General features: G+C 43.7%; 29 protein-coding genes and 1 other annotated feature. All 29 genes read left to right on the top strand.

What is annotated here, in order from left to right; all coding sequences use genetic code 11:
- The first annotated feature begins 5 nt into the window (after nt 1-5).
- Nucleotides 6-581 carry a hypothetical protein gene (locus J0K78_RS06115; RefSeq protein WP_206945819.1) on the top strand — a complete coding sequence of 192 codons (576 nt, stop codon included), beginning with the start codon at nt 6-8 and terminating at the stop codon, nt 579-581.
- Nucleotides 578-1,432 carry a hypothetical protein gene (locus tag J0K78_RS06110; protein ID WP_206945818.1) on the top strand — a complete coding sequence of 285 codons (855 nt, stop codon included), beginning with the start codon at nt 578-580 and terminating at the stop codon, nt 1,430-1,432. Before J0K78_RS06115 ends, J0K78_RS06110 begins: the two co-directional genes overlap by 4 nt.
- 93 nt (nt 1,433-1,525) lie before the next feature.
- Nucleotides 1,526-2,338 (top strand): SPOR domain-containing protein, encoded by an 813-nt coding sequence (locus tag J0K78_RS06105; RefSeq protein ID WP_206945817.1) that lies wholly within the window; start codon nt 1,526-1,528, stop codon nt 2,336-2,338.
- 162 nt (nt 2,339-2,500) lie between these two features.
- Nucleotides 2,501-3,067: a Maf family protein gene (locus J0K78_RS06100; protein WP_206945816.1), complete on the top strand. Its 567-nt coding sequence runs from the start codon at nt 2,501-2,503 to the stop codon at nt 3,065-3,067.
- Between the two features lie 60 nt (nt 3,068-3,127).
- On the top strand, nt 3,128-3,799 hold the full coding sequence (gene radC, locus J0K78_RS06095) for a RadC family protein (protein WP_160915604.1): 672 nt from the start codon (nt 3,128-3,130) through the stop codon (nt 3,797-3,799).
- A 162-nt stretch (nt 3,800-3,961) separates the two neighbouring features.
- Entirely contained in the window at nt 3,962-5,002 is a 1,041-nt protein-coding gene (locus J0K78_RS06090) for a rod shape-determining protein (RefSeq protein ID WP_202412529.1), read from the top strand.
- Between the two features lie 41 nt (nt 5,003-5,043).
- Nucleotides 5,044-5,895 (top strand): rod shape-determining protein MreC, encoded by an 852-nt coding sequence (mreC, locus tag J0K78_RS06085; RefSeq protein WP_370551067.1) that lies wholly within the window; start codon nt 5,044-5,046, stop codon nt 5,893-5,895.
- Complete coding sequence (mreD, locus tag J0K78_RS06080) at nt 5,892-6,419, top strand: rod shape-determining protein MreD (RefSeq protein ID WP_206945814.1); 528 nt, start codon at nt 5,892-5,894, stop codon at nt 6,417-6,419. Before mreC ends, mreD begins: the two co-directional genes overlap by 4 nt.
- Before the next feature lie 38 nt (nt 6,420-6,457).
- A complete protein-coding gene (gene minC / locus J0K78_RS06075) occupies nt 6,458-7,144 on the top strand; it encodes a septum site-determining protein MinC (RefSeq protein WP_160915458.1) in 687 nt (228 codons plus the stop codon).
- Nucleotides 7,137-7,934: a septum site-determining protein MinD gene (gene minD / locus J0K78_RS06070; RefSeq protein ID WP_089652661.1), complete on the top strand. Its 798-nt coding sequence runs from the start codon at nt 7,137-7,139 to the stop codon at nt 7,932-7,934. The genes minC and minD overlap by 8 nt, the downstream gene beginning before the upstream one ends.
- Before the next feature lie 108 nt (nt 7,935-8,042).
- Complete coding sequence (locus J0K78_RS06065) at nt 8,043-8,810, top strand: peptidoglycan DD-metalloendopeptidase family protein (protein WP_206945813.1); 768 nt, start codon at nt 8,043-8,045, stop codon at nt 8,808-8,810.
- The gene (locus J0K78_RS06060; RefSeq protein WP_206945812.1) at nt 8,797-9,654 is read left to right on the top strand and encodes a site-2 protease family protein; all 858 of its coding nucleotides are present in this window, start codon (nt 8,797-8,799) and stop codon (nt 9,652-9,654) included. Before J0K78_RS06065 ends, J0K78_RS06060 begins: the two co-directional genes overlap by 14 nt.
- Nucleotides 9,655-9,665: 11 nt before the next feature.
- Nucleotides 9,666-11,093, top strand: coding sequence for a ribonuclease E/G (locus tag J0K78_RS06055; RefSeq protein WP_206945811.1), 1,428 nt, complete (start codon nt 9,666-9,668; stop codon nt 11,091-11,093).
- A 36-nt stretch (nt 11,094-11,129) separates the two neighbouring features.
- Nucleotides 11,130-11,202, top strand: a sequence feature (ribosomal protein L21 leader region).
- Between the two features lie 13 nt (nt 11,203-11,215).
- Entirely contained in the window at nt 11,216-11,524 is a 309-nt protein-coding gene (gene rplU / locus J0K78_RS06050) for a 50S ribosomal protein L21 (protein ID WP_160915400.1), read from the top strand.
- 12 nt (nt 11,525-11,536) lie between these two features.
- Complete coding sequence (locus J0K78_RS06045; RefSeq protein WP_206945810.1) at nt 11,537-11,866, top strand: ribosomal-processing cysteine protease Prp; 330 nt, start codon at nt 11,537-11,539, stop codon at nt 11,864-11,866.
- A 14-nt stretch (nt 11,867-11,880) separates the two neighbouring features.
- Nucleotides 11,881-12,171: a 50S ribosomal protein L27 gene (gene rpmA, locus J0K78_RS06040; RefSeq protein ID WP_035509352.1), complete on the top strand. Its 291-nt coding sequence runs from the start codon at nt 11,881-11,883 to the stop codon at nt 12,169-12,171.
- Nucleotides 12,172-12,504: 333 nt separating this feature from the next.
- Nucleotides 12,505-13,020, top strand: a complete 516-nt coding sequence (locus J0K78_RS06035) for a Spo0B domain-containing protein (protein WP_206945809.1) — start codon at nt 12,505-12,507, stop codon at nt 13,018-13,020.
- 14 nt (nt 13,021-13,034) lie between these two features.
- Complete coding sequence (gene obgE / locus J0K78_RS06030; RefSeq protein ID WP_206945808.1) at nt 13,035-14,318, top strand: GTPase ObgE; 1,284 nt, start codon at nt 13,035-13,037, stop codon at nt 14,316-14,318.
- Nucleotides 14,319-14,333: 15 nt separating this feature from the next.
- Entirely contained in the window at nt 14,334-14,783 is a 450-nt protein-coding gene (locus J0K78_RS06025) for an ACT domain-containing protein (RefSeq protein WP_206945807.1), read from the top strand.
- Between the two features lie 14 nt (nt 14,784-14,797).
- Complete coding sequence (pheA, locus tag J0K78_RS06020; RefSeq protein ID WP_206945806.1) at nt 14,798-15,664, top strand: prephenate dehydratase; 867 nt, start codon at nt 14,798-14,800, stop codon at nt 15,662-15,664.
- A gap of 177 nt (nt 15,665-15,841) precedes the next feature.
- Nucleotides 15,842-16,888, top strand: coding sequence for a SafA/ExsA family spore coat assembly protein (gene safA, locus J0K78_RS20255; protein WP_206945805.1), 1,047 nt, complete (start codon nt 15,842-15,844; stop codon nt 16,886-16,888).
- A complete protein-coding gene (locus J0K78_RS06010; RefSeq protein ID WP_206945804.1) occupies nt 16,878-17,837 on the top strand; it encodes a phosphotransferase in 960 nt (319 codons plus the stop codon). Before safA ends, J0K78_RS06010 begins: the two co-directional genes overlap by 11 nt.
- Nucleotides 17,838-17,872: 35 nt before the next feature.
- Nucleotides 17,873-18,610, top strand: coding sequence for an NAD(+) synthase (gene nadE, locus J0K78_RS06005; protein ID WP_206945803.1), 738 nt, complete (start codon nt 17,873-17,875; stop codon nt 18,608-18,610).
- 70 nt (nt 18,611-18,680) lie between these two features.
- Entirely contained in the window at nt 18,681-19,226 is a 546-nt protein-coding gene (locus J0K78_RS06000) for a YhcN/YlaJ family sporulation lipoprotein (protein ID WP_206945802.1), read from the top strand.
- Between the two features lie 123 nt (nt 19,227-19,349).
- Nucleotides 19,350-20,102 carry a YebC/PmpR family DNA-binding transcriptional regulator gene (locus J0K78_RS05995; protein WP_160915431.1) on the top strand — a complete coding sequence of 251 codons (753 nt, stop codon included), beginning with the start codon at nt 19,350-19,352 and terminating at the stop codon, nt 20,100-20,102.
- A 79-nt stretch (nt 20,103-20,181) separates the two neighbouring features.
- Nucleotides 20,182-20,751, top strand: coding sequence for a BofC C-terminal domain-containing protein (locus tag J0K78_RS05990; RefSeq protein ID WP_206945801.1), 570 nt, complete (start codon nt 20,182-20,184; stop codon nt 20,749-20,751).
- A gap of 141 nt (nt 20,752-20,892) precedes the next feature.
- Complete coding sequence (gene ruvA / locus J0K78_RS05985; protein ID WP_206945800.1) at nt 20,893-21,510, top strand: Holliday junction branch migration protein RuvA; 618 nt, start codon at nt 20,893-20,895, stop codon at nt 21,508-21,510.
- A gap of 18 nt (nt 21,511-21,528) precedes the next feature.
- Nucleotides 21,529-22,530, top strand: a complete 1,002-nt coding sequence (gene ruvB / locus J0K78_RS05980; RefSeq protein ID WP_206945922.1) for a Holliday junction branch migration DNA helicase RuvB — start codon at nt 21,529-21,531, stop codon at nt 22,528-22,530.
- Nucleotides 22,527-22,724, top strand: coding sequence for a DUF2905 domain-containing protein (locus J0K78_RS05975; protein ID WP_160915428.1), 198 nt, complete (start codon nt 22,527-22,529; stop codon nt 22,722-22,724). The genes ruvB and J0K78_RS05975 overlap by 4 nt, the downstream gene beginning before the upstream one ends.
- Nucleotides 22,725-22,730 lie beyond the last annotated feature (6 nt).

Raw genomic sequence — 22,730 nt, 5'->3', positions numbered from 1 at the left:
AGAGAATGATAGTGGAAATTAATTTATTGGAACAAAAAGAAAAGAGGAATATTCTGCCATACATAGCTGTCGCTTTCTTTGCTCTCCTTTTATTCATTATGGCTATCGTGTTCCATGCACAAAAGACAACTCTGGTTAATGAATCTTCTCGATTGGATGAACAGATTTTACAGGTGCAGAGGGAACAGGAAAACTTTGCCGGCACATCTGAAGGCGGGACGGAAAGGGAACAGTTGAAAAGTTCTCTTCATGAGCTGAAAAGCACGGTTGTACCTACGGTTCCTGTTGTGGAAGGACTTGTATCGCTGCTTCCTGAGCGAGGTTTTTTTGAATCATTTGCTTTAACCAGTGCCTCAGAAGTTAACGTGAATGTAAGGTTTGACACAATTCAGGATGTGGCGAAATATACCCATACACTCCTTCAACAATCGTTCATTTCTGATGTTGAATTAGCAGGTGTGGAAACAGATGTGGTGGACGATACAGAGGACCTGTATGATTATCAACCACGGTATGTTGCCAGTTATTATATTGTTCTCGAAGAAGGGACGCTTGCAGCTGAGGGGGTGTCTATCCAATGAAAATTGAATGGAATCGCCGGATTTTATGGATCATCATGGCAGGTTTTTTTCTTATCATTGCGTTTTACATACTCGGTCAAAGAGTTTTTCTGACTCCCTACAAGGAGCAGGTGGCAGAGCAGGAAGACAGTTTAGCGCAGGAACAAAAAATTCTTTCTGCCATAGAGAGTAACAAGGAAGAAAGTAAAAGAGAACAAATCCTCACTTCACGAACGATTCAGCAGCAATTACCAGTCGTTCCTCTCATCGACCAATTGTTGATCGGTCTTGACCGGGCAGAGAATGCTTCAACAAGCTTGATCAACAGAATTAGTATTGCTGATTCAGAGTCATCTCTAACGATAAAAGAACCAGAAGATGAGTTCGTAGATAAAGGTGGAAATAACGAGGAGGCAGAAGGTTTAGATACAGAGGTGGATGAGCCCATAGACGATGAGGCGGATCAACTGATTGAAGGGCTTCATACCCTTCAGTTCACAGTCGATGTGGCGTCCGAAAACTATGATGAAATGCTCGGTTTTATGAAAGAGATTCAATCTTTATCACGAGTAGTACAGATTGAGTCGGTGCAGTTTGACGCTCCTGAAACGGAGAATGAACTTGGCTATTCCATCGTCATGAATAGCTATTATCAGCCATTATATGCCGAACTCGCTAATGAAGCCCCCCAATACCATTATGGTGGGAGTCCGAACAAGGTAGATCCTTTTGCTATGGAACAATGGGAAAACATGAGTCCATCTGTTTCTGAAAATACGGAGGAAGAAGAGACATCGGTTGAAGAACAACGGAACTTTGTAGATGAAGAAGAGGAAGAAACATCTGATTCAGAAGCTGAGAGTCAGTTATAGCCAAAATTGTCGAAGGGCTACTGACAAATTTCAGCGTCCTTTTTAAAACTGCTGTGATAGGGTTGGAACAAACCTTGCAGGAGTGATCAAACCATGGATTCCAAAAATAAGATCTCCATTTCATTTCGAAACGAACATCAGCAGGAAACGAAAAATGAAGTTGTTCGGACACAAAAGGAGCAAGCCGCTGCCGTAGAGGAAGATAAGGAAGATGAACGTCCCGCTACTCGGGTGTATCACATTCCTTTTAAAAAGAAACGCTTTTCTCAAACTCCAGTCAGGCCGTTGATCACTACAGCTCTGACTGCCCTTTTTGTCAGTCTTGGTCTAGGTTTCCTCCTTCTTCGTATGTTTGTATCTTTAACGGATTCATCCACGACAGGATCGGAAGCCGTACCTGCGTCTGGGGAAGCGAATCCAAACACGGAAGTGGTCACTTCTCAGGAAGAGGCGGTGTCGGATCTCCCGAGTGGTCCTACACAAACGTTTGAGGCGTATATCGTTCAAGCGGGTGCCTTTTCAACGGAGGGGAAGGCTAATGAGTGGCAGAGCAAACTAACGGCTCTGCTTGTGCCCTCCATGGTTTGGCAAAGGGATGGTCAATATTTCTTGTTTGTTGGGAGTGCTTCGAATAAACAGGAAGCGGATCAGATTGCTGGTCGTCTTGCTGGAAAAAGCATAGATACTTATGTGAAGCCTTTTGTTGTAACGATTGATAAAGAAATCCCCACAGAGTTGACCACAGCCATTGAAACACATGAAATGACAGGGTTGTCTGAGAATGAAAGAAAAAAGCTTATGGATGAAGTCGGTGAGAATACATTACTTGGACAAGCTTTAAAAGAATGGGAATCCCAGGACGATACGAACATCAATTGGTTAAAAGTTGCTCAATCATTAGAATAAGGAAAAAAACACGTGATATTCTATGAAAAAGAGAGTTTTCTTAATTGAAAGCTCTTTTTTTATATCTTTTTCTTATAGAAAATGATGTTTTCTATAATCCTCGGTTCAATAGAAATCTTGTACTATAGGAAGAGCCCCATGTTTAGAAAGGATGATATTGGAATGAAGCGTTTAGTTTTAGGATCACAATCTCCAAGAAGAAAGGAACTGCTTGAGCTTGCCGGGTATGAGTTTGATATCCGTCCATCCAACGCTGAGGAGGTGGTTGAGGAAGGGATGTCCCCCGAAGAAGCCGTCCTCCACTTAGCAAGGATGAAGGCTGAAAACGTAGAGGTCGAGGAAAGTGAAGTGCTTCTTACTTCGGATACTGTTGTTGTTTACAATGGTGAAATCCTTGGGAAACCGAAAAATGATCAGGAAGCAAGGAAGTATTTAAGTTCTTTAAGTGATACCACCCACGAGGTTTATACAGGGGTTTGCCTAAAGGCAAACCGGACGATGGATATGTTCCATGTTAAAACAGAAGTCACCTTTTACAAGTTGTCAGAAGGTGAGATTGATGCTTATATCGAGACGGGAGAGGCTTGGGATAAGGCAGGAGGATACGGCATCCAGGGGAAAGGATCCTTGTTCGTTGAAAAAATCCATGGAGACTATTACAGTGTCGTCGGTCTTCCACTGTCACGAGTCGCACGTGAACTTAAGAGGTTAGGCATCTTCCCTGGTTGATTCCTTCTTTCATGGGGACATAGAAGGAAAGGATGCGAATCATTGACCCAGACGAGTATAATGATCAAAGATGTTCCGAGGGAGGACCGGCCGAGGGAGCGCTTGATTGAGCTCGGAGCTTCCCATCTATCAAATCAGGAATTGTTTGCCATATTGCTAGGAAGCGGAACGAAACGCGAGTCCGTGATGGAGCTTTCCAACCGGCTCCTTGTCCATTTTGAAGGGATCATGCTTCTTAAGGATGCAACCATTGAAGAGCTTACAGCCATTCGTGGGATCGGAGCGGCTAAAGCCGTTCTGCTCCTGGCAGCGATCGAATTAGGGAAACGGATGCAAAAGATGAAACCTGTGGAACGGTATATGATCAGAAGTCCGGAAGATGGGGCGGACTTTATCATGGAAGAAATGAGAGATTTAAAGCAGGAGCACTTCATCTGTTTGTTTTTGAATACGAAGAACCAGGTTCTCCATAGACAAACCATCTTTATCGGCAGCTTGAATGCTTCGATTGTCCACCCGAGAGAGGTGTTCAAAGAAGCGGTAAAAAGGTCTGCCGCCTCTATCATTTGCGCCCATAACCATCCTTCCGGGGATCCTACTCCATCCCAAGAGGATATTCAAGTCACACGCAGGTTGAAAGAATGCGGGAAGATGATTGGCATCGAATTACTGGATCATCTTGTCATCGGTGATCGCAAATTCATTAGTCTTAAAGAAAAAGGCTATTTGTAACACTATCTATTTTTGTGGATTTTTCGTATAATTGAATAGATGAAAAAGAAAAAGCGCCATTTATAGGATTTCCTTATAAATAGGCGCTTCTTCTAATCATGATTCTATATAGATGCCTAACCCCCGTTGATAGGAAAACGGGTTCTAGAAAGGAAGATATTATTGGGGATTTTTGGATTCTCTCAAGATTTAGGAATTGATTTGGGCACTGCCAATACACTTGTCTTTTTGAAAGGTAAAGGGGTCATTGTGCGAGAGCCTTCTGTTGTTGCCAAAAATACACAAACAGGTGACATTGAAGCTGTCGGAAATGATGCGCGGAACATGATCGGGCGAACGCCAGGTTACATAAATGTTATCCGACCGATGAAGGATGGCGTGATTGCTGATTACGATACAACAGCTCAAATGATGAAATATTATATAAAAAAAGCGTTAAAAACGCGTTCCTCTTTTGCAAGTAAACCAAATGTCATGGTCTGTGTACCCTCTGGCATTACGATGGTGGAAGAGCGTGCGGTCATTGATGCAACGAAACAGGCGGGAGCAAAAGAGGCCTATCCGATTGCGGAACCATTTGCGGCTGCCATCGGTGCAGGACTTCCTGTATGGGAACCAACGGGAAGCATGGTCGTTGACATTGGTGGAGGAACGACAGAAGTCGCCATCATCTCTCTTGGTGGAATCGTTACAAGTCAGTCCATTCGCGTTGCTGGAGATGAGATGGATGACAACATCATTCAACATGTACGCAAAAAATACAATTTGATGATTGGTGAGCGTACGGCTGAAGAAGTGAAGATGGAATTGGGTGGAGCAGGAGAAGTCACTGAAGTTGACGAAATGGACATCAGGGGACGAGATTTGCTCAGTGGTTTGCCGAAAACCATTACGATTCAAAGTGACGAAATTGTAAGTGCTATGAAAGATACGATTGATTCAATTATTGAAACGGTCAAAAACACCTTAGAAAAAACACCTCCAGAACTTGCGGCGGATATCATGGAACGCGGGATTGTCCTTACCGGGGGAGGAGCCTTGCTAAGGAACATCGATACAGTCATCAGCGAAGAAACAAACATGCCCGTATTTATTGCCGACAATCCTTTGGATTGTGTGGCGGTTGGAACAGGAAAGTCTTTGGAGTATATCCATCATTTCCGTTCTCAGCCGAATGTAGCAAGCCGGGCGAAAATGGAGTAGTTTAGCTCGTTATGCCTTCGCTATTTCGTAGAAAAAGACTGATGATTGTATTAGTAGGATTTATCGTACTCGTAGCATTAATCGGCTTTTCAATCCGTGACCGTGATTCGTTAAGCACACCTGAAAAATTCCTGCAGGATTCGGTCGGTTGGATGCAAACTGTCTTCCATAAACCGGTCAGTCTTGTGGACAATACCTATGAAAATATTCAAGACATGTTTGGAGTTTATGAACAAAACGAAGTATTGAAAGCGAGGCTTTCTGAATACAAGGGTGTCATTCAGGAAAACCAAAGACTTCGCAGTGAAATTGACGAGCTCCAGCAAACGTTGGATAAGTCCGATAGTTTGAGTGACTATTCCCCTGTGCAGGCAACGGTTATAGCTAGAAGTTCAGACCGTTGGTTTGAGCAGATGACGATCAATAAAGGGGAAGAACACGGCGTTGAAAAAGATATGGCCGTCATGACCAGTGATGGTCTGATTGGGAAAATTAAGTCTGTAGGTGCCTTTCATTCAAGGGTTCAACTATTAAGTGGGTTCGATCGTTCGAACAAAATTTCTGCTTGGGTCGTTCGTGAGGACCAGGATGAAGCCTTCGGTCTGATTGAAGGCTACGACGATGAAACCGGACGTCTATTACTTGAAGAAATCAAGTTGGACGAAGAGCTCAAGCCGGGAGATACTGTCATTTCATCTGGTTTAGGAGGGGTTTTCCCGAGTAACTTGAGAATCGGAACCGTTGAAGAAGTTGTCAATGATCAATTTGGGCTGACACAAACCGCCTATGTAGAACCGTTTGCCGATTTGTTTGATATCAATCATGTGATGGTTGTCGATCGTACAGCAGAAACAGTGGATCCTGAAGCTGAACAGGAGGAAGAAGCATCATGAGTCGATACTTCATTGCACTCCTATGTTTGTTTTTCTTGATCATGCAGGGGATGGCCATGAGTATGCTGCCGGCTAATCTTGTTTACTCTGATTTGCTTATGACCCCTCATTGGATATTGATCTTCCTTTTAATCATTGCCATTTTCTATGACAAGGATGATACGTACAATGCTGTCTGGTATGGCCTTGCTTTCGGATTATTGATCGATGTCGTCTACACAGGCGTGCTTGGGGTATATATGATTACATATACCCTGATTATTTACACGGTGCATGGTTTAAACAAATGGCTGCATTCCAATTTTTTTGCAGCATCCTTATTGGCGATCGTCGGTGTGGCTTTAGCTGATACGATGTTGTATATCATTTATTCATTCGTACAAATTACATCCATGACTTGGGGAGATTACGCTCTATTGAGGCTACTGCCGACCCTGGCAGCGAATATGATCTTCTTCATCCTCTTATATCCACTCGTGAAGGAAAAAGTGTATGCCTGGGGTGAAGAAGCGAGCAATATCTAGTCTGATGGAAATGTTTGAGGTTTGAGGTGAAAGAGCCTATGGCTGCTAATGTTCAAAAGGTGATGATTAAAGGAACAAGGGACGGTCTGACATTACATTTGGATGATCAATGTTCCTTCTCAGCCCTTTTAAAAGAATTGCAAAATCAATTGTCTATGAACGGATTGACAGATGAACATCCGATGATTCGTGTGACGATTAAGCTTGGCAACAGGTATTTGAATGAAGAACAAAAAGAAAAGCTCACAGAGGTAGTGCGGGAAAAGCAGAAGCTCGTTGTTGAAAAGATCGAGTCGGATGTTTTGACGAAAAAGGAAGCTCTTGAGTGGAAAGAGAATACGGAAATCACCCCTGTAGCTAAAACTGTCCGGTCGGGACAGCTAGTTGAAGTCAAAGGGGACCTGCTTTTGATCGGTGATGTGAACCCTGGAGGGCAAATCAAAGCCACAGGCAATATTTTTGTCATGGGAAGTTTGCGTGGAATTGCGCATGCAGGATTTGAAGGGGATACGAATGCAGTGATTGCCTCTTCCTATATGCAGCCGAGCCAACTAAGAATCGCCGACCAGTTGAGCCGCTCGCCTGATTATGAATCAGAGGGTGTCTATATGGAATGTGGATTTATTGATGAGTCCATGGAAAAAATCCGTATTGATCGAATACAAGAAGTTGTAAAAAAGAGACCGGATCTGGTTAGTTTTGAAAGGAGAATGATCAATGGGTGAAGCGATAGTGATTACCTCTGGAAAGGGAGGGGTCGGAAAGACGACGACTACTGCGAACCTGGGGACCGCTTTGGCCTTGCAGAAGAAAAAGGTGTGTCTCGTTGATACTGATATCGGTCTCAGAAATTTAGATGTCGTGATGGGGCTTGAAAACCGCATCATCTATGACATTGTCGATGTCGTAAACGAGCGCTGCAAGACAAAACAAGCCTTGATTACGGATAAGCGTTTTGACTGCCTTCATTTGCTTCCTGCCGCTCAAACATCTGATAAATCTGAAGTGACCCCGGAAGCGGTCAAGGCCATTGTGCAGGAGCTGAAGCAAGAGTACGATTATATCGTCATCGATTGTCCGGCGGGGATCGAGCAAGGCTATAAAAATGCGGTCGCAGGTGCGGACAAGGCGATTGTCGTCACAACTCCTGAGAAATCAAGCGTACGGGATGCGGATCGGATTATTGGTCTGTTGGAGCAGGAAGAAATGGAATCTCCGAAACTGGTCATTAACCGCATCCGCAATCATATGATGAAAAATGGGGACATGCTAGATGTCGATGAAATCGTTAATGTCCTATCTATCGATCTATTGGGAATCGTGATTGATGATGATGCGGTCATTAAAGCATCCAATAGTGGTGAGCCTGTTGCCATGAAGCCGAATTCAAAAGCTTCTCTTGCATACAGAAACATTGCTAGAAGAATTCTTGGCGAAACGGTACCCCTTATGAAGCTCGATGAAGAACGGGGCGTTCTGGCGAAAGTGAAGAAATTCTTCGGCATGCGCACATAAACATCGTTTCACCTGCCACATTCTGTGGCAGGTTTTTTTATTTTCAATTAATAAACCTCCTCCTTGTCCCATAGACTGATAGAAAAAGGCGTAGAGAGGGGTTTGGTTGTGAAGAAGAACATTCATGATGTACGCAAGAATATAGCCGATCGAAAAAAGAGAAAAATGCATCGTCAGGGGACAAGTCCTCCTGGAGTTTTCTCTCCACCTCAAGATGAAGAAATGCATGGCTATCCCCCTCTGGTTAATGATTACGGTCATAAACCAGTGAAAAAGGAGAATCAGTCAATTGCGACAAGTCGTATAGGTATGCAAGTATTCTTCGCTATTTTATTGTTTGCCCTCGTAGCTGCGGGGAAAAATACAGACCTGGCTATTGCAAAAGTTCCAAGTGATTGGGCAGTGAGCCAAATGCAGGAAGAATTCCCTTTTGCTAAAGTGACAGCCTGGTACAGTGATCGTTTTGGAGATCCATTACAGGTCATCCAACCGGAGGGTGGAACTGATCAAGAACCTCTCGCAATGCCTGTGAATGGGACGGTGACGACTCCTTTTCAAAATGATGGCAAAGGGATTATTTTAACAACAGAAGATGGCTCTCAAGTAAAAGCGGTTCGTGAAGGAACAGTCATATTCGCCGGGAATGATCCTGAGTCTGGGAAGACTGTAGTTCTACAGCATGAGGATGGAACGAAAACCACGTACGGATATTTATCATCCATCGATGTCCATTTATATGAACATGTCCGATCGCAAAAGGATTTGGGGTCCGTGAAAGCGGAAGAGGGGCAGGCAGCGGAATTCTTCTTCGCCATTGAAAAAGACAATACTTTTTTAGATCCAGTACAGGTGATCAAAGTGAATGAAGGTCCTTAAATTTCACGACCAAATCCATATCCACCCCCTCTTCTTTTTGCTTGCTTTTTCCGCTCTGCTGACTGGGGCTATTTATGATTTTATCGTTCTGTTTTCCATAGTCATTGCTCATGAACTGGGCCATTTCCTTATGGCAAAACGGTTTGGATGGCGTGTGGAAAGAATGGAGATCTGGCTATTCGGGGGGGCTGTCGTGAGTGAAGAGCACAACACAAGGCCTTTTCGAGAGCAGATGCTTGTGGTCATCGCTGGCCCTTTTCAGCATCTATGGATCTTTGTTCTGCTCATGACTCTTCAATCCATAATAGGCGTACACCCTTTATTAGATGCAGCCTTCTTCTATAATGGAGTTATCTTTCTGTTTAACATGCTGCCGGTTTGGCCTTTAGATGGAGGGAAATTGCTTTTTTATCTCTTGAATCGTTTCTTTGCCTTCAGGGTGAGTCTGGCTGTCGCCCTTAGTCTATCCCTTCTGTTCATGACATTTGCTGGATTTTGGATGTTTACAGGCGGGCGCTGGACGTTAGCCGCCATCCTCCTCACCGCCTTTTTATTCATTGAAAACGTTCTCGAATGGAAACGGAAGTCGTATACGATGATGCGTTATCTTCTATATTGCACGTATCAAAACAGGGAATCATTAAAAACTAAGTATGTAAACGTGCATCAAGAGACGCTCGTCCGTGATGTGCTGAAGAATATCCACTCCAACCGGCGCCATAAGTATGTATTGAAACATACGAATCCATTCTATATAGTAGATGAACAAGAGTGTCTCCGGGCTTTTTTTGAACAAAAGAAGCCGCATTTAAAAGTACGGGACATTGCTAAAATCGCTATATAATGAGGGATGACATGAGGAAATTAGTTCTACATACAAAGGCAGTCGAAAAATCGGGAGTGGTCATTGAAAATGGGGAGATCCATGAATATGTTATTGACCGGCCCGGTGCTGAAAAGCTCGCGGGCTCTATTTTTTTAGGGAAAGTTGAACAGGTGGATCAGGGTTTGGGTGCCGCTTTTATTGACATAGGAAAGGAGAAGTCAGGTTTTCTAAGGAAGGAAATGGTTCCCTGGTGTGAAGGTAAATTATCTACAGCATTGAGAACTGGGCAGAAAGTGATTGTACAAGCCGTTAAGGAACCGGTTGGCAACAAAGGTGCTGTACTGACCGCAAATGTGACATTCCCTGGCTTGTACACCATCTATCAGCCTTTTGCTCAAGGGAAACTTTCGATTTCGCGGAAGCTTGACGATGAAAAAAAATCAGAGCTTGAAGCGTTGCTGGAACTGGAATTGAACAATTCTGAAGGGTGTATTATACGAACCGCAGCGGGAGCCGTGGACCCCGGGACGATGATGGAAGAATTAAGAGAACTTCGAAATGAGTGGAAAACGATTGAAAAGAGAGAAATCAATCAACCCGCCTCCTTATGGAGTGAGCCGAGCATCCCTGATGCATTCATTCGTAAATTTCCGGCGACTACGATTCAAGAAGTGATCCTTGATGAAGCGAACACATCTAAGCGTTTGAAGGAAAAGTTTCCTTCATTGGCTAACCGCATCCGCTGGGTAAGTGATGTGGAAAGAAAGCTGCCTGTGTCCTTTTTACGTCTTCAGGAGCAAATCATTAATCCTTCTGTGGAGATGAAGAATGGTGTGAACTTAGTCATCGAAGAAACGGAAGCGATGACTGTCATTGATGTGAATAGCCATAAAGTGAAAGAGCGGGCCTTTACAAACTCTCAAGCTCTTGATGTCAATATCCTGGCTGCCAGGGAAATTCAAAAGCAGATCCGTTTAAGAAATTTATCTGGAATCATTCTTATTGACTTCATTTCCATGAAGGATGAGAACAAAGAGAAACAACTCGTCTCAGAAATGAGAAAGCTTGTGAAAGAGGACACCATGAAAACAAACGTGTTTGGAATGACAAGATTAGGACTTTTAGAAATGACGAGAAAAAGGGAAAGTCCCAGCCTGTCTTCCTTATTCACCAAGCCTAAGGAAGTGAAATTCACGGATGAGACGGTTGTGTATCGTTTAGAAAGAGAACTTCTGCAAAGGAGAGAGGCGGAGGCCCTGATGGTTGCTGTTCATCCGACGATTGTGGATTGTAAAAAACGATTGCTTTCTGAGTCGATTTCTAGTAAAATTCCACAGGAGCTGTTTGTTAGGCAGGATGCTGACATCTCTGGCTATCAAATAGAGCTTGAAGGGTCTTTAGACATGATCCGGGAAGCTGTTCAGCGTCGCGGATATCATGTTGACAACTTGTTTTGATCTGTGGTAACATTGTTTTGTTATTCTAGTAGCACTCCGTTGCTACAACCGCACAGAACAGGTTTTAAAACCGATTTCCGGTACCTGAATGGCGAGTCTGAGTATATTGAGGAGGTGCAAGTATGTACGCAATTATTGAAACTGGTGGTAAGCAGGTAAAAGTAGAAAAAGGCCAGGAGATCTATGTTGAAAAAATGGACGTAGAAGCTGGTGAGTCTATCACTTTTGACAAAGTTCTTTTCGTAGGTGGAGGCAACACAAAAGTTGGTGCTCCTTACGTTGATGGTGCTTCTGTAACAGCTAAAGTTGAAAAACAAGGTCTTCAGAAGAAACTGACTGTCTTCAAATACAAGCCTAAAAAGAACTACAAGCGCAAACAAGGTCATCGTCAGCCGTACACGAAACTTGTCGTTGAAGAAATCAACGCGTAAGGTTCGTATCGGATGATACAAGTATCGATGTTTCGCTCGCAAGGAGAAATTACAGGCTTTGAAATATCCGGACATGCAGAAAGTGGACCATATGGTCATGATCTTGTCTGCGCCGCCGTATCGGCTGTTTCGTTCGGTGCTGTCAATGCTGTAATCAGTCTTTGTGGATTCGAACCTGATGTCGAACAAGGTGGAGAAGGTGGTTATTTAAAAATCACTCTTCCTGAAGATTTGGATGAAGCCATTCATGCCAAAGCTCAAACCTTATTGGAAGGCATGCAGGTGTCCTTGGAAACGATTGAACAAGAATACGATCAATATATGAAAATATCCCAACGATAAGGAGGTGAAGACTCATGCTACGTCTTGATTTGCAGTTTTTCGCCCAGAAGAAGGGTGTAGGTAGTACAAAAAACGGTCGTGACTCTGAGTCCAAACGTCTTGGAGCTAAACGTGCAGACGGACAACAAGCAACTGCTGGTTCCATCCTTTACCGTCAACGCGGTACAAAGGTGTACCCTGGTGCGAACGTTGGCCGTGGTGGAGACGACACATTGTTCGCGAAAGTGGATGGTGTTGTTAAATTCGAGCGTTACGGACGTAACCGTAAAAAAGTCAGCGTTTATCCTGTAGCACAGGAAGCGTAAGCGAATAGTCCATCAGCAAAAAAGCCGCGCTTTGCTTTTCGCATAAGCGCGGCTTTTTTTATATCCTTTATTTGCTGCTTAGCAAATAATTCAGGGTAGTGAGTCGCTTTTCTCAGGAACGCGTCTAAGCAGCCCGTCTGGATTCCGTTTTGGTATGAGAGCAATGATTCCTAATAGGAACGGAAAACTTATAAAGATTATTTCCAGTATTTATTCAGTCACTATTCCTATCACGCGAAATTCTCGAAACTGATCTTATGTTATAAATTTTTTGTTTCCTTGAATTTTTGCTATACTTTTTATTACTATGGGTTGAACGAGGGAGCTGAAACGATGGAAGAAAAAGAAATCATTGAGCTGCTCAGGCATAAGCGTCATGACTGGATGAATCAAATTCAATTGCTTCAAGGTTACGCTTCCCTTGGAAAGCAGGATCGCTTGCTGTCACAAATGGAAGAAATAAAAGAAGAGGCAGAAGAAGAACGGAAATTATTGAATAGTAATTCTCTACATTTTTCTTTATGGCTGCTTTCTTTTAATTGGGTACATAAGACTTACCGGCTACGGTATTTCATAAGGGGAGAAGTTGATTTATCCCGTCATGATCATACATTGTTCGCTTATGGAAAACGGATGATTGAAATCATGGATGGACATATTGGATATGAAGAACTTTATGAAGGTACATGTACCATCTATGTAGGTGGCCAGGATACGCTTGGATTGAGCTGGGAATGGGAAGGGCTATTTCATAAACCGGAACGTTTGAAAGAGACGCTGAATAAAGAAGGATTTATTGCCACGATTTTTGACAGTAAAGAACTTTCTATTGAAATGACAATAGAATGAAGAGGTGAATAGACATGTTTGTCGATCAGGTGAAAGTATTTGTAAAAGGTGGAGACGGTGGAAATGGTCTTGTGGCTTACCGTCGTGAAAAATTTGTACCAAGAGGTGGACCTGCTGGTGGTGATGGTGGAAATGGTGGTGATGTCATTTTTGAAGTCGATGAAGGTCTCAACACGCTGATGGATTTCAGGTATCAACACCACTTTAAAGCGGCCAAAGGTGAAAACGGGATGAATCAGAAGCAGCACGGAAAAAACGCTGATCCACTGGTTGTCAGTGTTCCTCCTGGGACAACGGTGAAAGATGCAGAGACAGATAAAGTCATCGCTGATTTAACGGATCATAAACAAAGAGCGGTCATCGCTAAAGGTGGTCGCGGAGGACGTGGAAATGCTCGTTTCGCTACGGCCAGGAACCCGGCGCCTGAAATCGCTGAAAACGGGGAACCGGGTGCAGAACTCGATGTCGTCGTCGAGTTAAAGCTGTTAGCAGATGTCGGATTAGTTGGTTTTCCGAGTGTCGGTAAATCAACATTCTTATCGGTGGTAACCGCCGCAAAGCCGAAGATTGCGGACTATCACTTCACCACTCTTTCTCCAAACCTTGGGGTAGTGGAAAGTCAGGACCATCGTAGTTTCGTAATGGCCGATCTTCCAGGCCTTATCGAAGGAGCGCATGAAGGGGTAGGTCTTGGTCATCAATTTCTGCGACATGTAGAGCGTACACGATTACTGCTCCATGTCATTGATATGTCTGGAATGGAAGGCCGCGACCCTTATGAAGACTATATAACGATCAATAATGAACTATCATCTTATGATCAACGTTTAGAAAATCGTCCTCAAATCATTGTAGCAAATAAAATGGATATTCCTGATTCCAAAGAGAACCTGGAACGGTTCAAGGAGCAGCTTGGCAATGATGACATTCCAATCTATTCGATCTCTACAGTTACACGGGACGGGTTGGATGAATTGTTGTATGCCGTAGCAGATAAACTGGATCAAATTCCGAAGCAGGAAGAACAAGTCGAGGAAGTGGATGAACGAGTCATCTACAAATTCGAAAAAGAGGAAGCGCCATTTAAGATTACGCGTGATGATGACGGTGCCTACGTCTTATATGGAGAGAAGATTGAATCACTCTTTAAAAGAACGGACTTCTCTCATGACCAGTCCATCAACCGTTTCGCTCGTCAGATGCGGAGTATGGGTGTGGATGAAGCGCTCAGAAAACGCGGGGCGAAAGATGGCGACACGGTAAGATTGATGGATTATGAATTTGAGTTTGTCGATTAAAGGGGAGGATTTTTCATGGCGGATTACAATGAGAAATTTTATTTAGTCCGTAGCGACATTCTTCCTGAAGCTATGATGAAGACCATTGAGGCCAAAGAGCTGCTGGAGCGGGGGAAAGTAGAGTCCATTTTCGAAGCAGTCCAGCAAGTGGGCTTATCCCGTAGTGCTTTTTATAAATACAGAGATGCTGTTTTTCCTTTTCAAGCGATGGTTAAAGAGCAAATGATTACATTGTTCTTCCACCTTGAAGATCGTAAAGGAACGTTGTCGAATTTGTTAATGACGGTTGCTAAGTCCGGTTGTAATGTTTTGACGATTCATCAGACCATTCCTCTTCAAGGCAAAGCCAATGTGACGCTCTCATTGAATACTTCCGGAATGGAAGACAGCATAGAAAAACTATTGCAGCAACTGCACAAGTTAGATTTTGTAGATCGTGTAGAGATCTTAAGTACGGGAGCTTAATTGGAGGGGAAATCATGACGGAACAACGGATCGGATATTTAGGACCAAAGGGTACGTTTACAAAAATGGCAGTGGATGCTTTGTTTGAAAGTGGAGAGTTCGTGGGCTACGAGAACATTCCTGCCTGTCTGGATGCAGTGGAGGCAGGGGAAATCAGTACGGCCGTTGTCCCCATTGAAAATGCGATTGAAGGTTCTGTACACTTGACGGTGGATTATCTTGTTCATCACGTCAACCAATCAATTATTGCAGAACTGACAGTCCCCATCAAACAGCACCTTCTCGTCCATCCGGATCATGACGGGGAAATAAAAAAGGTGTATTCTCACAGCCATGCCATTGCTCAGTGTCACCAGTACTTGCACACCAAGTACCCGAACGCTGAAGTGGAATACACCGCATCGACAGGAAAGGCGGCTGAAGTTGTAGCAAGTGAAGGCCCGGGTGTCGCTGCCATTGCCAACCATTTAGCAGCAGAGCAAAACGGTCTGAGGTTTATGGATACGGACATCCATGATTATGACAATAACCATACAAGGTTTGCGGTCGTCCAGAAGATCCCTACCACTTTGAAAGTAAAGGATCATCCTGTAACCAAGCACAAAACGACGGTTATGGTTACGTTGCCTAAAGATTATGTAGGAGCCCTCCATCAAGTACTCGCAGCCTTTGCGTGGAGAAAAATGAACTTATCTAAAATCGAATCAAGGCCGATGAAAACCGGCCTCGGCAACTACTTTTTCTTAATAGATGTCGATCAACCATACGATCACGTGCTTTTTCCTGGTGTGCAGGCAGAACTTGAAGCGTTAGGTTGTCAGCTGAAGGTGCTCGGAACGTATCCAAGTTACCAGATCGATGTGCCGACCCCTGTGAAATAAGCTTGACCCTCATAACCCCTGAATCCCTTTATTAATAGGGATTCAGGGGTTTGTTTATATTTTTCTTCAAATTATTATAGGCTTTTTCATCAATGTTTTGGCTTGTGTTGCATAGAGTGTTATGAAGCTATTATTGCCTTATTGTTTTTACAGAATTACAGGAAGGGAGTTGCAGATGTGAGAATTCACATTGTACAAAAAGGAGATACACTCTGGAACATTGCCAAGAAATATGGGGTCGACTTTGAACAGTTGAAATCCATGAATACCCAGCTTTCCAATCCTGATATGATTATGCCGGGTATGAAAATCAAAGTCCCTCAAGGTACAAAGCAAGTGAAAAAAGAGGCTCCTAAAAAAGAGGCCCCTAAACAACAAGCACCAGCACCTAAGAAGGAAATGCCTTCACAACCACCATATAAAGATACAACACCAAAGCCGATTCCGAAAATTAAAGAGGATGAGAAGAAACCGGCACCTAAAGGTGTCATGGAAAAACCGATGAAGCCGATGCAGCCTATTAACATGAATATGCCGATTACAATGCCGAGCATTGATCAACAGATGCAAAATTATTATACAACTTTCCACCTTCCTCAAATGCCGATGCCGCAGCCGAAAGAAGAATCACCTAAGGAGGCTCTAAAAGAGGAAGTAAAAGGAGAAAAAATGGACGATGTGAAAGGGATGCAGTCTCCGGAACAAGCTCCAATGCCTCAGCAGCCGTATTATCAACCCATGCAGCAACCCATGCAGCAACCAATGCAACAACCGATGCAGCCACAATTAATGCACACCGACTATTATTGCTGCCCGCCTTATCCAGTGATGATGCCGATGCATATGCCGATGTACCAACAACCGATGCCGATGAATCAGCCTATGCACATGATGGGGGATGAATCAAGCGATGATATGGTCCAAGGCGTGCAAGCCGGTGGGGACTGTGGATGCGGAGGAGAAAAAGGGCCGCAACCATATGGACCGATGATGGGGCCGTGGGGGCCGTCTCCATATGGCGCTCAGCAGCCATGGGAGCAGGCACCATATGGTGGGATGCAGCAACCGATGGGTTATGGTCAGCAGCCACCTCACATGGGATGGGGCCAGCCTCAGCAAGGATGGGGCCAACCGTACCCACAGCAAATGGGGCAGTGGGATCCCCAACAGATGGGCCAAGGATATCAACAGCCTTGGAGGGAAGATGATTTAGATGAAAGCTGAACACCGAATGGGCGATTCATACACGGATCGCCTTTTTCAATGGATGCAAACAGAGGAAAAGCTTCCCATTGAATATGAACAGACCATCAAGCCGAAGGTGTACAAAGTAAGGTATGAAGGAATGCCATTTATTTTGAAAGGGTACCGGAGATTTCATGTGATTGAAAAACAAGTGGAGTTTTTTGAACACTGGAATTATGCCTACAAAATAGCTGCAAGACCGTACCCTTTTTATGATCGTGTCTATACGATCAGTAAACTTGGTTGTGATTGGGCTTTATTCGAACGAGTGGAAGGAAGGCACGCAGATTTTAACCGGCATAAGGATCGAAAACAAGCGGTACGTATTCTGCACCATTTTCATCGAACGACGAAAGGGATTGGTGTATTATCCATTCCTAAGGACCCTTTATATGTCAAATGGGAAAGGCGCTTAGAACAATTTGAAGAAACGAAAGATGTATTCACTGAGTTACGGAACCGGGAAATGTTTCAGGAACTCCATGCTTGCATGAGCAAACGGTTAGAAGACTTTACCGATCATCCGTGGGGAGAGGTGGAGGAGAAAGCCTGGGACCGCCACGAATGGCTGCATGGAGATGTGGCTCATCATAATTTCATTGTGGGCACGGATAAGAATATAAAAATGATTGATTTTGATCTTTTGCATACCGGACCTCGTTTATATGACCACATTCAACTAGCTCAGCGGTTTTTACCATACGTGGAGCTTAGGAAATCTACTTTGCTGCCATATTTTCCTCACGTTTCAGACAAGGAAATCTGGTGGAAAGGAGTCCTCGTCCCCGCTGATCTTTTAAGGGAGTGGCTTTATGGATATCGGCTTAGCTTAAGGGAAGAAGCATCAATGACCCGACATATGAGAAAATTAGAAAAAGCATGGGAAAACCGGAAGAAGTTTGTCCGATATGCTGAGCATATGCTATGATTAGATATCATATGTGTGAAAGGATGAACAATCCGGTGGAACAAAAAGTTGAAAAAATCGTGTCCTGGCTTCAGGAACAAGTGAAAGAAGCAAAAGTGGAAGGATTAGTCGTTGGAGTCAGTGGTGGAATCGATTCCGCTGTCGTAGCTAATCTTATTAAGAAAGCATTCCCTGATCGCTCCCTGGGAGTCATCATGCCTTGCAAAAGTCAATCCGATGACCAAATCCATGCAAAGAGTGTTGTGGAAGCGTGTGACTTACCGGTAATGACAGTTGATTTGACGGAAACACATAAGGTCATGTTCTCTACCATTAAACAGCAATTGAACGATGCTGGATCTTTCAATGAAGAACAGGAAAAGTTGGCCGATGCTAATTTAAGAGCCCGTTTACGAATGAGTACCCTCTATACCATCGCCACTAATCATAAATACTTAGTTGTCGGAACAGATAATGCAGCAGAATGGTACACAGGCTACTTCACGAAGTTTGGAGATGGAGGTGTTGATCTGGTACCAATCGCAAACCTGACTAAAGGTGAAGTGCGGGAAATGGCTGAATATTTAGGTGTACCGGATGAAGTCATCCATAAACAACCGAGTGCAGGATTGTGGGAAGGCCAGACAGATGAGAACGAAATGGGCACAAGTTATGATATGATCGATCGCCACTTGAAGGGTGAAGAGATTCCTGATGAAGATCGTAATATCATCGAAGCGATGCATAAACGTTCCACCCACAAGCGCCAGCTGCCCCCTGCACCACCGAAATAATCTTGGTGAATATTGACAGACTAAAACATTCTTCTTGGACCCATAGTAAGGGTAAAAGGAGAATGTTTTTATGTGGAAAATCGTAAGTATGCTTATGTTGACCTCTTTATTTATGTTTGCTTGTCAGGCGGATGAAACCGCTGAACCGAAGGAAGAAGAATCATCCCCTTACCAACCTCTTGGTTATGCTCAAGATGGAGCGATCGAACGCCGCGGGCAAATTCCTACAGGGAAAGACAGTTATTTTAAACGTACAGCAGAGGAAGAGTTTAGAAATGCGAAGTATGGTGAAACCAACCGTTCCCACGACAATGATTTCAATAACGAAGATGCTATGGCTGTAGTGGAAAAAGTGAATGAATTGAAGGAAATCACGATGGCTCAAGCTTATTCGACTGATGATCGCATGTATGTGGCGGTCATGATCAATCCATATGATCTGAGAGATGAAACGATTCCGGAAAAGATAGAAGCCAAGGTGAAGCAAGTGTCGGATAAAGATTTGGTCGTCTATACGAATAACAATAGCTGGGATGAAATGAAAAACTTTAACTCAAGAGACAGGGAAGCACCTGATAAAATCAGAGAAAGGTTTAAAAACTTTTTTAATCAATAACAGGGGATAACGGTTCGCTTTCAAGAAAAAAGGGGATTGTGATATATTAGAATGTAGAGTCCAATGCTGATTAAACTTACGCTAAGGGACGATAAAGATTTGTTTGGGAGAGGAGAATGTCCAATGGCTGGCCATTCAAAATGGAGTAATATCAAGCATCGAAAAGGTGCTCAAGATGCGAAACGCGGAAAACTCTTCATGAAGCTTGCTCGTGAGATTTTCATGGCGGCGAAACAAGGAGGCGGGGATCAAGAAACCAATCCTGCGCTGCGTATAGCTGTAGATAAAGCAAGATCAAACAATATGCCGAAAGATAACATTGATCGAGCCATTAAAAAAGCGACCGGGGACCTTGAAGGGGTCAATTATGAAGAATATACGTATGAAGGATATGGTCCTGGCGGGGTAGCAGTTATGGTGAAAGTATTGACGGACAATAAGAATCGTACAGCTGCAGATGTCAGACATGCTTTCAATAAAAATGATGGAAACTTAGGGGAGAATGGGTGTGTCTCCTTCATGTTCAACCGCTCAGGTTATCTTGTGATCGACAGGGAAACAACAGAGGCGGATGAAGAAGAACTGATGCTTGAAGTCATTGAAGCCGGTGGAGAGGAAATGGAAACTTCAGAAGAACAATTTGAAATTTATACGGATCCTGAATCTTTTTCTGATGTGAAACAGGCCCTGGAAGCAAATGGGTATGCCTTTACTACAAGTGAAGTGACCATGATTCCTGAAACTTATACGGAACTTGGCGAAGAAGGCGTAGAAAAAATGTTGAAGCTGATTGATATGTTGGAGGATAACGACGATGTTCAAGAAGTCTATCACAATCTTGATGCTGATGAAGCGATCCTGGAAAAATTATCGTGATCTCCCTTTGCTATGATAATAACTTCTGTTTCTGGACACACTAGAAACAGAAGTTATTTTATTTAGGGGGGATCCTGTTATGAAACGATGGGCCTGGATTGTTGGATTAACCATAGGCGTTGCCGTATTGAGTTGGTCGATGATTGATCAAACTCAACAGAAAACCTTTAAAGATAACACGCCTCAAAGAGTCATCCAGGGTAAGCAGGAGCAAATAGAATCCGTGGAGACATTGGTGAAGCCGGAACCTTTGAAACTGACGGTCATTCTAAAGGAGCATTATATAGATGGTGTGACAGAAACGACAAAAAAAGAAGAAACCATTTGGTCTATGATGGATTTTTGGGCTTCGTACGAGGGATGGACGGTTGAAGAACAGCAGTTGGACAAAGTGGTTTTTCAGAGAGAAGTCGATGATATCTCTCCTTTGACAAAACAGACGGGGTATTTCGGATTGACAGAGGATGGCGAGCTAGCCGTCTTTCAAGGTCTTCCTGATCAAGGGAAGGTGATAGAATCCTTTAAACCAGTTCCCATTAAGCCGTTAGAAACTAAAAGAGAGAATGAATTAAAACAGGGCATAAAAATCAAGGATCATCGACACTTTGAGCAAGTCGTACGTCAATTTTCCAAACAAGATGAAGTATGAAAGACTTTAAAACAGCCACAAATCGTTGTGGCTGTTTTATGCCGTTTCAAAGGGGATCCACGGCTTTTTAGCATGGGCGAACATGTGCTTGTATGTTACAATAGGAAGGATAGCAATAAAGGGTAGAGAGGGAATTTTACAATGATTAGTTACGTGAAAGGTCAGTTGACGACACTCGATGAAGGGTCGATCACTATAGAAACAGGCGGCATAGGATACGAAGTGCTGTGCGCGAATCCATATCATTTTCAAGATTCAATGAGCAAGGAAGTCAAAGTACATACGTACCACTATATAAGAGAAGATAATCAATCGCTTTTCGGTTTCAAGAAAAAAGAAGACAAACAGCTTTTTGCTCAGTTACTAAACGTTTCTGGCATTGGACCAAAAGGAGCACTTGCAATCCTTGGAACAGTAAGTGTACCAGAATTCGTATCGGCTATTGAGCAGGAAGACGATAAATACTTAACGAAATTTCCGGGAGTCGGTAAGAAGACTGCTCGTCAGATGATCCTTGATTTAAAAGGGAAGCTGATTGTCTGGCTTCCTGATGAAGACAATGAGGACACTCTATTTTATCAGGATGATCTGACCTCGAAAGAGAAGCGGGCATTCGTGGACGACGCGGTTGAAGCATTAAAAGCCCTGGGTTATACAGAAAAAGAAGTGAAGATGGTTCGTACAGAACTTGAAAAAGCCAAGCATGGCAGCGTGGATGATTATGTCAGACAAGGGCTGCAGTTACTTATGAAATCTTAAGGGAAGGAGGAATGAATGTTGGAAGATCGCATGATATCCGGAGAACAACAGAACGCCGACCAGGAGATTGAGCTTAGTTTACGGCCGGAAACTCTGAAACAGTATATTGGTCAGGATCAAGTGAAAAATAATCTTAGCATCTTCATCGAAGCGGCAAAGATGCGGAATGAGCCCCTTGACCATGCACTGTTGTATGGGCCGCCCGGTTTAGGTAAAACAACACTGGCTTCGATCATTGCTAATGAGATGGGCGTCCAGTTTCGAACGACGGCTGGTCCAGCCATTGAGCGAGCCGGGGATTTAGCGGCAATTTTATCTTCTTTGGAACCCGGGGATGTCCTTTTCATTGATGAAATCCATCGCCTTCCACGTTCGGTCGAAGAAGTTCTCTATCCAGCTATGGAAGATTTCTGTCTTGATATTGTCGTAGGAACGGGGCCGAGCGCGCGCTCTGTAAGACTTGATCTTCCACCTTTCACGCTGGTCGGAGCTACAACGAGAGCCGGTTTGCTTTCCGCGCCTCTCAGAGATCGTTTCGGCGTGCACAGCCGTCTGGAATATTACGATACGAAAGCGCTTTGTTCCATCGTAGAGCGAACAGCAGAAATCTTTTCTGTTGAAATCGATGGGGCGGCGGCTGTTGAAGTCGCGCGTCGTTCGAGAGGAACACCGAGGATTGCCAATCGCCTGTTGAAGCGTGTCCGCGATATTGCTCAGGTGAAAGGGGAGACAGTCATCAGCAAGGCAACAACACAGGAAGCATTGGAAATGCTTCAAGTAGATGCAGAAGGTCTTGATTTTATCGATCACAAATTGCTGAAAGGGATCATGGACAGCTTCCAGGGAGGACCCGTGGGATTGGATACGATAGCGGCAACGATTGGAGAAGAACCTCAAACGATTGAGGATGTTTATGAGCCGTTCCTGCTGCAAATTGGTTATATCCAACGCACGCCAAGAGGCCGGGTGGTCACACCTAAAGCCTACACTCACTTCAACAGGGAGGTGCCTGGCTCTTGACGGGGTTTGGTAAAATCTTTATTGTAATAGGGATTGTGTTCATACTGATCGGTATAGTATGGAGTATATTTGGAAAATTGCCAGGCGATCTCAGCTTTAAAAAAGGAAACGTCACGTTTTATTTTCCCATTATGACTTCCATTATTGTGAGCATTGTCCTTTCGTTAATTTTCTATTTCATAAGAAAATTTTGACCGATT

It is taken from the genome of Halobacillus sp. GSS1, from assembly GCF_017307035.1.
In the GTDB taxonomy this organism is placed as follows: Bacteria; Bacillota; Bacilli; order Bacillales; family Halobacillaceae; genus Halobacillus; species Halobacillus litoralis.
This window is presented reverse-complemented; position numbering and strand designations above follow the sequence as displayed.